At 60.9% G+C, this 13966-nt stretch carries 11 protein-coding genes; 3 read left to right on the top strand and 8 right to left on the bottom strand.

All coding sequences use genetic code 11. The annotated features are described in order from the left end of the window. The first annotated feature begins 58 nt into the window (after positions 1–58). Together bioB and B3098_RS17055 are read left to right on the top strand one after the other, a co-directional pair. Positions 59–1078: a biotin synthase BioB gene (gene bioB, locus B3098_RS17060; protein WP_286897951.1), complete on the top strand. Its 1020-nt coding sequence runs from the start codon at positions 59–61 to the stop codon at positions 1076–1078. After that, on the top strand, positions 1075–1950 hold the full coding sequence (locus tag B3098_RS17055) for a DMT family transporter (protein WP_279975424.1): 876 nt from the start codon (positions 1075–1077) through the stop codon (positions 1948–1950). Before bioB ends, B3098_RS17055 begins: the two co-directional genes overlap by 4 nt. A 7-nt stretch (positions 1951–1957) precedes the next feature. On the opposite strand, the gene B3098_RS17050 is transcribed toward B3098_RS17055, so the two are convergent. Both B3098_RS17050 and B3098_RS17045 read right to left on the bottom strand, forming a co-directional pair. Further along, the gene (locus tag B3098_RS17050; protein WP_286897948.1) at positions 1958–3529 is read right to left on the bottom strand and encodes an MFS transporter; all 1572 of its coding nucleotides are present in this window, start codon (positions 3527–3529) and stop codon (positions 1958–1960) included. 86 nt (positions 3530–3615) lie between these two features. Next, entirely contained in the window at positions 3616–4119 is a 504-nt protein-coding gene (locus B3098_RS17045; RefSeq protein WP_056326595.1) for a peroxiredoxin, read from the bottom strand. 247 nt (positions 4120–4366) lie between these two features. Here B3098_RS17045 and B3098_RS17040 point away from each other — a divergent pair, with 247 nt between their 5' ends. Beyond that, positions 4367–4789 (top strand): hypothetical protein, encoded by a 423-nt coding sequence (locus B3098_RS17040; protein ID WP_175138166.1) that lies wholly within the window; start codon positions 4367–4369, stop codon positions 4787–4789. 40 nt (positions 4790–4829) lie between these two features. On the opposite strand, the gene B3098_RS17035 is transcribed toward B3098_RS17040, so the two are convergent. The 6 genes from B3098_RS17035 to B3098_RS17010 form a co-directional block, all read right to left on the bottom strand. Beyond that, complete coding sequence (locus tag B3098_RS17035; protein WP_286897944.1) at positions 4830–5684, bottom strand: DUF6708 domain-containing protein; 855 nt, start codon at positions 5682–5684, stop codon at positions 4830–4832. Positions 5685–5798: 114 nt separating this feature from the next. Then, positions 5799–6815, bottom strand: coding sequence for a DUF6708 domain-containing protein (locus B3098_RS17030; RefSeq protein ID WP_286897942.1), 1017 nt, complete (start codon positions 6813–6815; stop codon positions 5799–5801). A 51-nt stretch (positions 6816–6866) separates the two neighbouring features. Next, positions 6867–9755, bottom strand: coding sequence for a toxin VasX (locus B3098_RS17025; protein ID WP_286897940.1), 2889 nt, complete (start codon positions 9753–9755; stop codon positions 6867–6869). A 2-nt stretch (positions 9756–9757) separates the two neighbouring features. After that, complete coding sequence (locus tag B3098_RS17020) at positions 9758–10645, bottom strand: DUF4123 domain-containing protein (RefSeq protein ID WP_286897938.1); 888 nt, start codon at positions 10643–10645, stop codon at positions 9758–9760. A 1-nt stretch (position 10646) separates the two neighbouring features. Continuing rightward, positions 10647–12773 carry a type VI secretion system Vgr family protein gene (locus B3098_RS17015; protein WP_286897936.1) on the bottom strand — a complete coding sequence of 709 codons (2127 nt, stop codon included), beginning with the start codon at positions 12771–12773 and terminating at the stop codon, positions 10647–10649. A 282-nt stretch (positions 12774–13055) separates the two neighbouring features. Further along, positions 13056–13937 carry a dienelactone hydrolase family protein gene (locus tag B3098_RS17010; RefSeq protein ID WP_191576051.1) on the bottom strand — a complete coding sequence of 294 codons (882 nt, stop codon included), beginning with the start codon at positions 13935–13937 and terminating at the stop codon, positions 13056–13058. Positions 13938–13966 lie beyond the last annotated feature (29 nt).

Genomic DNA, 13966 nt, shown 5'->3' with positions numbered 1-13966 from the left:
AGCCCAGGCCATCAAGCCAGCGGCGAGATACCCGGCACGAACGAAGGAGCCACCGACCATGCAGACTGCGTACATTCCCGTCCCGACATCGCCCAAGCGCCTGCCGGCCTCGGCCTGGAGCGCCGACGCCATCATGGCGCTCTACGAGCTGCCGTTCATGGACTTGATGCACCAGGCGCAGCAGACGCATCGCGCCCATTTCGATCCCAACGTCATCCAGTTGTCGAGCCTGCTGTCGATCAAGACTGGCGGCTGTCCCGAAGACTGCGCGTACTGTCCGCAGTCCTCGCACTACGACACCGGCGTGGACGCCGACAAGCTGATGCCGCTGGAAGACGTGGTCGCCGCGGCCCGCGCGGCGCAGGCCGGCGGCGCACAGCGCTTCTGCATGGGCGCCGCGTGGCGCAGTCCCAAGCCGCATCACCTGGACGCCGTGGCCGAGATGGTCAGCGCGGTCAAGGCGCTGGGCCTGGAGACCTGCGTGACGCTGGGCATGTTGCGGGACGGCCAGGCCGAGCAATTGAAGAACGCGGGCCTGGACTACTACAACCACAACCTGGATACCTCGCCGGAGTTCTACGGCAAGATCATCTCCACGCGCACGTACCAGGACCGCCTGGACACGCTGGACCGCGTGCGCGACGCCGGCATCAGCGTGTGCTGCGGCGGCATCGTGGGCATGGGCGAATCGCGCCGCGAACGCGCCGGCCTGATCGCCCAGCTTGCCAGCATGGAGCCTTATCCCGAGTCCGTGCCGATCAACAACCTGGTGCAGGTGGAAGGCACGCCTTTGTCCGATGTCGAAGCCCTCGATCCCTTCGAGTTCGTGCGCACTATCGCCGTGGCGCGCATTGCAATGCCGCGCGCCGCCGTGCGGCTGTCGGCCGGGCGCGAGACGATGGACGATGCGATGCAGGCGCTGTGCTTCCTGGCGGGCGCTAATTCCATGTTCTACGGCGACGCGCTGCTGACGACCGCCAATCCGCAGATGGCGGCCGACCAGCGCCTGCTCGACCGATTGGGCATGCGGGTCGATGCCGCTGCGCACGACCGCCATGAGGAGGCGGCATGCCGTTGACGCCCGGTCTTCTTTATCTGACGGCCAGCGTGGCCTGCAGCGTCACGGTCGCCGTGATGCTCAAGTTGGCGCGACGTTGGCAGATCGACGTGCGCCAGGCGATCGCGATGAACTACGCCGTGGCCGCCCTGCTCTGCTGGCTGGTGCTGCGCCCCGATCCGGCGCGCCTGCTGGCGCCGCAAACGCCCTGGCTGGTGCTGGCCGCGCTGGGCGTGCTGCTGCCGAGCGTCTTTTTGGCGATGGCGGCCGCGTTGCGGCATGCCGGCATCGTGCGCAGCGATGCCGCGCAGCGCCTGTCGCTGTTCATTCCGCTGCTGGCCGCGTTCGCCCTGTTCGGCGAACCGGTCACGGGGCGCAAATTGGCGGCCATCGCGCTGGCCTTCGCCGCCCTCTTCTGCCTGCTGCGCCAACGGCCGCGCATTCGCTTATCCGAAGCCACAGCGGCCGAGGACCGGCGCGCGATGTGGCTCTGGCCGCTGGTGGTCTGGGCGGGCTATGGCGTGATCGACATCCTGTTCAAGCAGGTAGCCCGCACCGGGACGGCATTCGCCGGCAGCCTGTTGCTGACGTTCCTGATGGCGGGCGCGCTGATGCTTGCGTATCTGTTGTGGCGCCGCGTGCGCTGGCAGGCGCGGCATCTGGCCGCGGGCGTGGCGCTCGGGCTGGCCAACTTCGGCAACATCCTGACCTACGTGCGCGCGCACCAGTCGCTGCCCGAACACCCCGCGCTGGTGTTCGCGTCGATGAATATGGGAGTGATCACGCTGGGCACCCTGGTGGGCGCCCTGGCGTTCCGTGAACCGCTCACGCGTGTGAACGTGCTGGGCATTGCGCTCGCGTTGTCCGCCATTTTGCTGATGACGCCCTGGTAGAGGCGCTTCAGGTGCCGGTGCGGCGCTGGCGTTCGGGGTGCGCGTCTGATGCGGCGTCCGATGTGGAGTCCGATGTGGCGCCCGATGCGGCGGTTGATGCTGTGGTCGATGCAGCGTCCAATGCGGCAGTCGATGCGGAGCCCGATACACGGTCTGGTGTCGGGTCCGACATCGAATCCGGCATCGCGTCGGATCCGCCTCCCGCTCCCGCAGCCGTATCCGCCGATGCGTCCATTCCGCCCTGCCCCGCCGCCGAATCCACCGATACGGCCTCGGCCACCGGCTCCGGCGGCGCCGGCGCTGCGGACGGATCCGGCTGCACCATTTCCATGGCAATGTCGTTCTCGGGATCCACCCGCGGATCCAGCACCGCCGCCGCGGGCGAACTTTGCAGCGTGTCGGGCATCGGTACGAAATGCGTCGGCGCCTCGTCGACCTGGTGTGCGCCGGTGACGCGCGTGGGCCGCACCTGCCAGACCAGAATCACGGCGCACGCCGAGATGAACACGTAATACATGGCGGGTCCGCCCAGCGACATCATGAAGCCCGCGATCATCGGCCCCACACAGGCGCCCAGGCCATAGGTCATCAGCAACACCGCCGACAGGCTGACTCGTCTTTCCGATTCGACGTGGTCATTGGCAAAGGCCGCGCCCAACGGGTACAGCGTGAACTGCAGGATGCCGAAGACGCAGGACATGGCGACCAGCGCCCAGAACGGCAACGCGATCCAGCCCCACATGACGGCAGGCAGCAGGACCAGCAACAACGCGTTGAAGCGGATGAGGCCGGCGCGGTTGATGCGGTCGGACAGCCAGCCCATCGGCCACTGCGACAACAGACCCGCCGTCACGGCGGCGGCGACGAAGATGGCGGCCTGCGATGTGGACAGGCCATTCTTGGCGCCATACACCGCGGCCAGGCCGTAGAACGCGCCGGACAGATTGCCCGCTACGAAGAGCACGGTCATGGACAGCGGCACGCGCCGCATGAAGAACTTTACGTCCAGCGGCGCGGGCAGCGGCGTCGGCGGGTGGGACCGGGCCGTGACGGCAAGCGGCACCAGGCACAGCACGAGGCACATCGCGACCAGGGTAAGCGGGCGCAGGTCCAGCGTGGCGTAGGCGGTGAGCGCCAGTTGGCCCAGCACAGTGCCCAGGCCGGAGACGACCATGTAGACAGAGAAAACGCGGCCGCGCTGGTGGTTTTCGGTCTGTTCGTTGAGCCAGCTCTCGATGACCATGAACTCGGTCACCATGACGATGCCGGAGACGATGCGGAACACCAGCCACAGGGGCATGGATTCGACCAGCGTCTGCGCCAGGATCATGCTGGTGGCAATGGCCGCGCAGGCGACGAACGCGCGGATGTGGCCGACGCGGATGATGAGCTTGTGCCCAAGCCGCGCGCCGCACACGAGCCCGAGGTAGTAGCCGGCGATCAAGGTGCCGATCCACACTTCGCTGACGGACTGGGCGGTCAGCCGCAGGCCCATGTAGGTGTTGAAGAGACCCGTGCCGATAAGCATCAGCAAGGTCGCAAAATAAAGCGACGAAAACGATGAGATCGTGGAGAGCATGGCGTCGACAACCGCTGCTGGCTTGCAGCGCCGCGGGCCGCCGGGGCGGCCCGCAACACTGGCGGTAAAACAGGAACCTGCGGAGATCAGGCTTGCGAGAGCATGGTGGCCGCGTCGCTGACTTCAAACTTGCCAGGCGCTTCCACGTTCAGTTGCTTCACAACGCCGTCGACGATCAGGGCGGAGTAGCGCTGCGAGCGCACGCCCATGCCGCGCTGGACGAGGTCCAGTTCCAGGCCGAGTTCCTTGGTCCACAGCGCGGAGCCGTCGGCCAGCATGCGGACTTTGCCGTCGGTCTTCTGTTCACGTCCCCAGGCGCCCATGACGAAGGCGTCGTTGACGGACACGCACCAGATTTCGTCGATGCCCTTGGCCTTGAGGGCAGCGGCCTGTTCGACGTAGCCGGGCAGATGCTTGGCCGAGCAGGTGGGCGTGAAGGCGCCCGGCACGGCAAACAGCGCAATGGTCTTGCCGCGGGTCAGGTCGGCGACCTGGAACGCGTTGGGACCGAGCGAGCAGCCGGCGGTTTCGGTTTCGATGAATTCGGTCAACGTGCCATCGGGCACGCGGTCGCCGACTTTGATCGTCATGTAGATCTCCAAAATGAAAGGGGGCAATGCATTGAGGCAGGACTGCCTCACAGCCCCCATCATAGTTCGAGCGCGGCCGGCTTGCTGCCTTTGGCGGAAGGCGAAAAGAAGATGAACAGTTCGAAACGACTCCACACGGCGAGTACACGGCGAGGAAACGCGCGGTTGCCATAATGCCGTAGTAGACAACGCCCGCCGCAGCCGCGAGAGGCTGACCGCTGCGGAGGGCTTCACCGGGAGACTTTCGATGCGCAAATTCCTGACCGGGCTGGCATTGACGCTGGCCGCTGCTGCCCCGGCGTGGGCGGCTCCCGATGCGGCTGAGCAGGCCCAATACGACTCCTTCGTTATCGCCGCTGGCGCGTCCAATGGCGCGGCGCGTGCTTGCGGGGCTTCAGAGCCTGACCTGGCGCAGCATCAGGAGACGGCTCGGAAGAATCTCACACGCTATGCCGAGGAATATGGATTCCCGACGGGCGGCTTCGATGCTGCGTTTGCAAAGGGGCAGGCCGATGGGACGACGATGATGGAGGAGATGAAGCGGTCTGGGGTGGATGGGTGCCGGGGGGTGCTGGGAGGGTTTCAGAGCGAGCGGGTGATGAAGTATGAGGACATGAAACGGGCGCTGGCTGAGGTTAGTGATGGGCTGCCGGGGGAGAAGGCTCGGTAGAGCGTAGGTGACGGCAGACCGGCGTGCGCCGGTACAGGCCTTAGTCGTCCCGCCCGTCCCAAACGTTATCGCAAGCGTCGATCAGCCCCTGCGGCCACTTACGGCGTGGCAGAACGCGATCAAGTGCGTAGTAAAACAGGTCTCCGATGATCGCTATGGGCGCCAGCGGCAATGCGACGAAGAGAAAAAAAGGCACAGCAATCGGATACCACCAGAGCTTCACGCGCAGCATCTTCAGTGGATTGAAATGCCGGAAGGCGTCAAGGGGGCGCTCCAGGCGATAAGCCATGGATGGAGCCGCAGCGGGAACCGCTGCCGCGCCTTCCCGCATAAACAGTCGGATGTACTCCCAGACCATTGCCGCGCCGTAAATACCCCGCTTCGCCATCGCTGCCGGTGCGTCCTGGGTGCCCATGACGACGGCGCGCAATTGCTTTCCGTTGAGCCCCCAACGAGGAAGAACCAAACAGAGAATTCCCTCATTGATGGGAACTCCGTCGGCTGTGGCGGTGGTGACGTCTTTAATGTAGACCTGGATCTTGCTCCAATCATCGGAAACGACATTTTTCTCATGAACAAAACTGATAGTTTTTGTTTTTCGGTTAAATACGATGAGTAGCTGGCGGCGCCACGGGACAAAAATCCATGAGGATCCGATGAGCACAAACAGACTCATGCCGAAAGACACATACCAATTATGCAAATAAAACTCCAAAAAATCGCCGTGAGACGTGCCCTTCGAAACTGATTTTGTGTAATTTACAAACTCAAACAGGGAAAATAGCGCCCAAACAAAAACCGACGTGATGACCGCCCACCAACTCATACTTCCCCGGCCGCCATAGAGGGAACCGGAAGCGGTCCGCATAAACAGGCAATCAGTCGTAACCTTCATGACATTTTTTTGTCGGCTGCTGGCTTGACTCCGAGCGGCGGACCGTCTTGCCGCAGCGCGTCTACGCAGCTATAAAGGACGCTGCGTTCTTTTTCGGGACATTGGGAATTTCCATTAGTCGTCCCGTCCATCCCAAACGTTATCGCATGCGTGAACGAGCTCCTGAGGCCACCTCCGGCGTGGCAGGATCCGGTCAAGCGCGTAGTAGAGCAAATCCCCAACGATCGCAACCGGTGCGAGCGGCAACGCAACGAAAAGGAAGAAGGGCACGGCCACCGGATACCACCAGATCTTCACGCGCAGCATCTTCAGTGGGTTGAAATGCCGGAAGGCGTCAAGGGGGCGCGACAAGCGATACTCTGCAACGGAAGTAGTCGGAGGGACCGCATCTGCGCCTTCTCGCATATAAAGGCGGATATACTCCCAGACCATCGCGGCACCATAGATACCCCGATTGACCATGGCCGCCGGCGCGTCTCGAGTGCCGTATATCACGACACGCAATTGCTTTCCATCGTTCCCCCACCGTTGAAACACGAGGGACAGAATTCCTTCATTCACGGGGGCGCCTCCAACTGCTATGGTAGTTACATCTTTAATGTAGGCATTGATCGAATCCCAGTCTTCGCTGATAACCCTACTGTCTACAAAGCAGGAGACCTTTCTGGTCCTTCGATTAAATATGATCGGCAATTGACGACGCCACGGGATGTACATCCAGAAACAGCTGACCCAGAGCGCCGCAGCCATTCCAATCGGGTAAAACCAAAACTCCCCATAGTAACTACCATACCCATCAGCAATTTCCTTACTATCCGCCGAGTATTTATACGACGCCAGGAGAGTCACGGAGAAGAAAAACCATGCGAATACGCCAACAACAGTTGCCCACCAAGTCATGCTATAGCGGCCACCATACAACGACCCGGACGCCGTTCGCATAAATAAACAATCTTCTGTCATCCGAATCAAATTGTTATCCACCGCAGGGGCAACACCGAGAGGCGGGTCACCAATTCTCAGAGCATCCACGCGGCTGTACACCCAACTCTTTTCCACCGCCGGCACCTCATGCGATGGTCTATCAAATTTCATTGGAATACTCCATTGCCACACACCCACCAAATCCATGGCTCAACTTCCGATCGCCGTCATAATGTCGCATCGTCATATTGAAATCGATCAGTAATACCAAGGAGCATCCTTCTGCGTGAAGGAATATTTTGCAGTGAGAGGCTCACTATATCCCTCCGGCGTGTATGCGGCCGTCAACCGTAGGTCAAACGCAACCTTGCTGCTTAAGCCAGCAATGACGTAAGTACGAAGGGACCCGCCAGTAATCAATTCCTCAGGAGCATCCTCGCTCAAGCTAATTTTCGATGTGAGGTCGTTCAAAGCGTCAACACACCCTGACGACGCTTGTCTGTGAATTTGAAGACGGTGAATATCGCCTTTTAAGGGGTATGCCACCTGAACAACCAACCTATCAAGCCCAATCACTTTCCACTCAGATTCTATTTTTCTGGGTGCATAGTTTATTTCGACGTATGCCTTGTTTTCCGCCTCAAGCGTCGGATAAATCACGTTTTCGCGCCCCATGGAAATGTGCTTTCCAAAAGTTCCGTCATTGAGCCAGAATTCCAGTTCCGAATACCGGGAATCGTCGGCTCGAAATAACCACCAAAGACCGAGCCCCAGGAGAATCATTCCCGCAACAATCCAGCCAAAAACAGGAAATCCGGCTGAAGCCCCTGCCAAACCAATTCCGGTAGAAATCATTCCTGCGCCGGCGTTCGTCAAGGCGACCCCACCGAGTGCGATGCCAATGCCTGCAAATGCGTAATAGGTTGCTGCGGAGCTATTTCCAATCCGCCACTGCCCCCATGCTTTGAACCAGTTAGTGGCAGCATCGAAAAAGGCCCCCGCATAACCGAAAAAGCGAACAGCAAAAATGCTAGCCATTCGATTAAGCAGCCGCCCTGCAACCGTGACTGAATTAAAAAGCCTGGGTATTAAGGGACGTGTCGATGTTAACGCACCGTTTATAGCGCTCCCCGTTCCGACGACCGCCGCATATAGGTTGGATTGTGTTGCCAGGTCGTTCGAGTTCACCCCCAACCGATAATCTTCCGCGGCTTTAAATAAATTCCACATACTCAGAACCGCGACGCCACTTGCAGCCCCCCCTTCAAACACCTGCAAAAAGGGATTCGCATATCGCGTAAGTGGCGTCAAACGCTCCCATTCCAATAGGACAATTTCATTCCCGGCGCGTTGGGCAATCGACCCTTCAGCAGTCAGCCCTCGAACACCCGATGCTTGTTGGAGCCGCGCGTAGCCCTCTTCCAGCGTCAGCCTGCGTCCAACGATTCGATCCCCGTAGCGTTCTTCGAGCAGGCGACGCAAATGCGCGGCGTCGGCCTCACTGCCTGTACCTGCCAACCGATGAATAAGGGCATCCACACCATTTCGGACCGCGCCGCGCCAACTCGGGGAACGGGTCAAGGTATAGACCCCGACCTGTTCCATGAGATATTGAACGGCCACGAATCTCACGAGGCCGGCAAACACCTTGCCGGCCGCCGTATCCACGAGTACGTCGGCCTTGTTCTCCACAAGCGTGTCCCCGAAGCCTTTGTCATGCCCTAGGTTCTCCAGGATCGGGTTTTCCTTCCATGGCAACGCCCACCATTCTCCGAACAGCGCTCTTTCATGGTCCTTCTTGCCGACGGGCGTCGTCTCTGTGCCCCAGATCATGCCTTCGATGCAATGGCTGAAGGCCGTGGCATGGCTGGTTGAAGCCACTGGGTCGGTAAGGTCGTAGCGCAGAAAGGTTGCGCCAAAGTCCGCAGGTTTCGCACACTGCCGGTAGCCTTTCAACCAGACGCAACGATCATTCTTGCGGTCCAGCACGGCAATGTGCCGCTTTTCCAGTTCGCGCTCGAAGTTCTTCAAGTATGCGACCCGCTCCTCTTCCATCACATGCCTGGAATAGCGCTCGGCATTGAGCGCTAGAACGGCCGCCCGTTGGCCTGCTGGGTCTTTGGGCATGGCATCCAGCTGCGCCTTGGCGCTGGGATACGAAGACGGCCGATACCGCGCTGGTTCGCGCTCCTGAACTGCAAGGTTGTCTTCAAACCATTTGCGCTTGTACTCGTACTCGTAGACATCGCGCTTGAGTGCCTTGTCGAGCTTCTCCTGACCCGCCTCATCTTGCAGATTTATTCCCTTGCTGTTGGCATAGGCAGCCTCGTAGATCCGTCCGATCAACTGGGCGATGATTGTCTTGCGATAGCGCTGAATATCGTCGCCCTTGCTTGCCGCATCAGGCGCCGAGTTGTAAGTCTCCATCTCCGAGCGAGATTCATGGAATATGCCGCCCAGATCCTGCACCAGCGCAATGTTGTCGCGCATGACGACCGCTATCTGCTTGGCGGACGCCACCACTTTCATACCCGTCACCAAGGATTGGGCGGAAGGTGTCGACTGTTTGATACGCCGGGCCGAAAAGCTGAGATCAGTGCCCTTGAACTCTTCCACCAGCTCACTTAGTCGACTAGCTGCAAAGGTGTTCGCAGTTGGCGCGCTGTCCGCCCAAGCCTTCACATCAATGGTCGTTGCCAGCTTTGCCCGGATGCCGTCCTGGTTCGATTCGATTTCGCGGATTTTTCGTTCGGTCAGGAGCGTGTCCGTCAATAGAATGTGGACTGCCGAACGCTCATTCGCCCAGATGTGGGACAGGGAGCGTCCCGGTTTATAGCCCCCGAGCGCCGCTTCCAGTGAGCGATACCTGGACAGAAGCTCGACGAATTGACCGTGCTCCTCGTTGACCCGCCACACGAACACCGTACCCTCGGTTTCGTCGAACAGATAGACGAATCCCGCGCCCACGCAACGCAATCCATACTGCGCGTGGTCTAGCTTCTGAAAGCCAGTCTCCAGCGACGGCGCGTCATAGGCATAGTCGGCGCCACCCTTGGGCCGTGGATGTGCGGAATAGCGCAACGGAAACAAGGGGATTCGGACCTTGCAGCTTTCGTTGGTGCTGCAGTAGCCAGTGCTTGCTGCCATGATCAGAGTCCTTCGGTCATCAGGTGATTCATTGCCCGTGCGGCGCGGGCACCCGGTGTCAACGCCGTGTCCTGCAACAGCGCAACGACCGTCGCCGCGCACCGTCGGTAAGCGGGATGACGGAAAGCGTCCAAGGCGGCGTCCAGATGGGAGAGCTCTTTGAAACCCCAGCTTCTGAGGTGGTCCATCCACACGCCGGTTTGCTGGCGCGGGTCGTCGCGAAAACTGTGGGGTGCTTGCCGGGTGATCGCGATGTGCCTGCGAAGGTGCTGGTCAGTCAGCCCCGCATCGATGGCGGTCATTTCTGAGTGATTGAATTGGAAGCCGCCTTGTACCGGGCACGGGCCATCTGGTTGGCGATAGCACCACCACTGATGTTCCGGTCCAAGATTCTCCCGCCAGATCAGCTCTTGAATCGCTCCCAGCAGCGCCGCGGCTCTGTATGGCTCGAGCGCTCGCAACACGCTCGCGAGGGCGGTTGTCTCCTGAAGCCGGAACCGTGCCTTGTTGCCATTGGGCATCAGCACGAACAGGACCGCGCGCAGTTGGGCTACTACCTCGTCGATCGGACGGGACGAGGCCAGGAATACAGCGCCACCCGTGGAAGCCCAGGCGTCTACGAAGCGTTCCGATAGACGAGAATCCGGTTGGTACTGCACCAGGAGCGGCCCGTTCGAGTGGTGGCTGTCGTACTCGGTGTCGCTCCAGACCCAACGCAGGGAAGTGGCATAGTCGACTTTGCGTACGAAGTCACTAATGGTGGAGCGCTCCGGCGAGTCCGGCTGGCGCATCAGCCACTCGTCAAGAATTTCTGTTTCGAGCAGCAGAAAGGTGGCCAGCGAAGGTGGATTCAGTTCTGCTTGCGTCACCTGGTCCAGGGCCATCAACATGTCAGCCTCCCTGGAAATTGCCACACGGGCAGTCCAACCGCGGGCAACTGCCATCGCTGCGCTTCATGCACAGCACGTCGAAAGGCAGGCCCGGCGCGGGAACGCCCACCGGAGCCGGAATCGGGCTCGCGCCGCCGCTCTGTTGGCGCATCGGCCCCTTCATCTGAATCTTGATTCCATCGAGCATGATGCCCGAACCGTCGATTCGAATGGATCCTCCCGGTCCTTTGAGAGAGAGGCTCTCCCCTGCCTGGATCTCGTAGACTTTGGTGCGATGACGAATCGCATGTCCGGCCTGCAACTCGGCATGCCCTTCAACCGCCTGTTCGTGGTTTCCGCCGATGTTCACCCAATGATTCGCCGCGGTTTTGTCGCGGCGGTTGTTGCCCACTTCTTCAGTGCGGTCCTTGGCGGTGTAGATGGTGTGGTTACGACCCACCGTTATAAAGTCATCTCGCCCGATGTCGTGCCGCCGGTCCTGGCCGATGTTCACATGTTCGTCATTGCCCACGGTCTCCTTGCGGTCGTGGCCGATGGTGATGGTTTCATCGTGCTCAACCTGCTCGCTGCGGTCATGGCCGACGAACGTGGTTTCGTCGTGATTGACGTGGATGTTCTGATCCTTCTGCGCGTGGACGTAGATTTCCTCTTGGTCTTTCTCGTCTTCGAAGCGCAGTTCGTTGTACCCCTCGCCCTTGTGGGTCTTGCTTTTGATGGTCATCCGCGTCTTGTGGCGCGGCAGTTCGTAGGGCGGCAATTGCAGGCGGTTATAGGCGCGGCCGGTGATAACGGGTTGATCAGGATCCCCATCGAAGTAAGAGACGATGACCTCCTGGCCGATGCGCGGGATGGTCATGTGGCCCCACGTCGCGCCGGCGATGTTCTGCGAAACTCGGATCCAGCAGGAGCTGTGTTCGTCCTCCTTGCCGAGACGGTCCCAGGGGAACTGGACCTTCACCCTTCCATACGCATCGGTGTAGATCTCTTCATTGGGCGGCCCAACCACCATGGCGTTCTGCGGGCCGTCGATGCATGGTCTGGGCAGCGGTTCCGCGCGCCACTCGACGTCATCCGGGACCAGCTTGGCCTCGTAGCTATAGTGCGTTCCCAACTGGGCTTGTGCACTTTCCTCGGCCTGACTCGTGTGTTGGATGCCGCGGTGGACAATGCGCACGGGGCGCCAGCCGCGGTTCATGTCTTCCCGCGGGTGGCCGGCCAGCGTGAAGGAGATACCGGGTTGCAGTCGCGGGTCATCGCCTTGGACCAGGGCAATGCGGGCATCGCGACGATGCCCGCGAAGGCGGTTCTCGGCGAAGGGCTTGCCGGCCTCGTCGAATTTGGCGCGGGCGGGATAGTCATAGCGTTCGTAGCGGCGGCCCTGGTGGTCCAAATCCCGCCCATCGCGGCTGTGCTGGTGCGTATACCGGGGATGGTGGAAGGTGTAGTCGCGCTGGGTTTGCCGCGCGGTGCGTACGTTCTCGGTGTACGTGAAACGTCGCAGCGCGGGTTGCGGCTGGTCGCCGCCGGGGACGGGGTTGTACAGAACCGGCTCATCGCCCACGCGTCCATGAATGAACAGGCGATCGCTGTGGACAAGCTGATGGCCCTCAGCGCTATGACGGAAGGAATAGAAGAAGCCTTCCTCGCGCATGAGGCGCTCGATGAAGTGGTAGTCCGTGTCGCCGGCTTGCACGCAGTATTCACGGGCCTGATGCTCGGTGGTGCTGCGCTGCTCGTAGTCTTGAGTCAGCCCATGCGCCTTGAGCACCGCCTCAGCGATCTGCGGGACGGTTTGGGACTGAAAGATCCGCCAATCGGAACTGAGTGAGAGGCGCGCCAGACGCGGCTCGACGATGGCGGAGTAGCGTGACCTGCGAAAGCCCGTGTCGCCTTGGACGAACGACGAGACCGCGCCGTGCACGTAGCGCACCGCCGTGTCGCCGTGCCAGATCGTGAGCAACGCGGCGCGGTCCAGCACCTCACCGAAGTCGATGGCGGGATTTGAGCTGGCCAGTTCCACTTCCAGCAGAAAGGTCTCGGACAAGCCTTCTTGCAGCGTGAATTCGACGACCTCGAAGGGCTCGTCGCCGATGGTGAACGTGAAGCACAGATCCGATTGAGTGGGCATGGCTGATTCCGGAGACGACCATGTCTCAATGCAAACGCTGTGCCAGCTTGATCGCGTCGAACGAGTTGTTATTTCTTATCAACCACTTAGCCAAGCCCCTCCGCAAGATTCTCCCATCTTGAATTGCACAAACGCTAAAAAGTGCTTCCTCACCGGATTTTTTGGGCCAATGGTGGCCCGACATTTCTCAAGCACTTGAAAACAAACAAAAAAAATCGGGCCAACCTTGACCCGAGCAGGTCAAAGTTGGCCCGATCGCTGAGCCTTCGGAAAAGTTGTCCCTTACAACCCATTCTGCTTGAACCAATCCAGCATCCGCGTCCACGCCTGTTCCGCTTCCGCCTTGCGGTACGAAGGACGATAGTCGGCGTGGAACGCATGACCGGCCTCGGGGTAGATGTCGATGCGAGACGCCTTGGCGGCCGCGGAGCCCTTGGCGAGTTCGACGCGCATGCGGTCGACGTCGGCTTGGGAGATGCCGGCATCCTTGCCGCCGTAGGCGCCAAGCACCGGGGCCTTCAGGTCGTTGACGATGGCCAGGGCCGACTTGGGTTTCAGTTCGGTGGGGTCACCCGCCAACTGGCCGTACCAGGCGGCGCCGGCCTTCAGTTTGGGGTTGTGGGCTGCGTAGAGCCAGACCTGGCGGCCGCCCCAGCAGAAGCCCAGGATGCCCAGACGGTCGGGGTTGCCGCCGTTGGCGGCGGCCCAAGCGGCGGTGGCGTCCAGGTCGGCGATGACCTGTTTGTCGGGGACCTTGCTGACGATTTCGGCCTGCAGTTTGGGGATTTCGGTGTACTTGGACGGGTCGCCCTGGCGCGCATAGAGTTCCGGCGCGATGGCGAGGTACCCCTGGTGGGCGAGGCGCCGGCAGACGTCCTGGATGTATTCGTGCACGCCGAAGATTTCCTGGACGACGATGATCGTGGGCAGGTTCTTCTTGCCATCCGGCGCGGCGCGGAACGCGGGTATCTTGCCGTCGGAGGTGGGGATCTCGATCCTGCCGGCCACGAGGCCCTTGGCGTCCGTGGTGATGGCGGTTTGCGCCACCACGGGGCCTGCCGCCAGCGAGAAACCTGCCGCCGCGGTGGTGGCAAGGAAGCCACGCCGGTCCAGCCGCAAGGGCGGGAGCAGGCTGTCGAAATGCGCGTCGTCCTGGTCTTTCATCGAAAATCTCCTGGTAAAAGACGGGCACG

Source organism: Achromobacter sp. UBA2119 (assembly GCF_002331005.1).
Taxonomy (GTDB): domain Bacteria; phylum Pseudomonadota; class Gammaproteobacteria; order Burkholderiales; family Burkholderiaceae_B; genus Achromobacter; species Achromobacter animicus.
The sequence above is the reverse complement of the archived record's forward strand: the minus strand, read 5'-3'. Positions and strand labels throughout refer to the sequence as shown.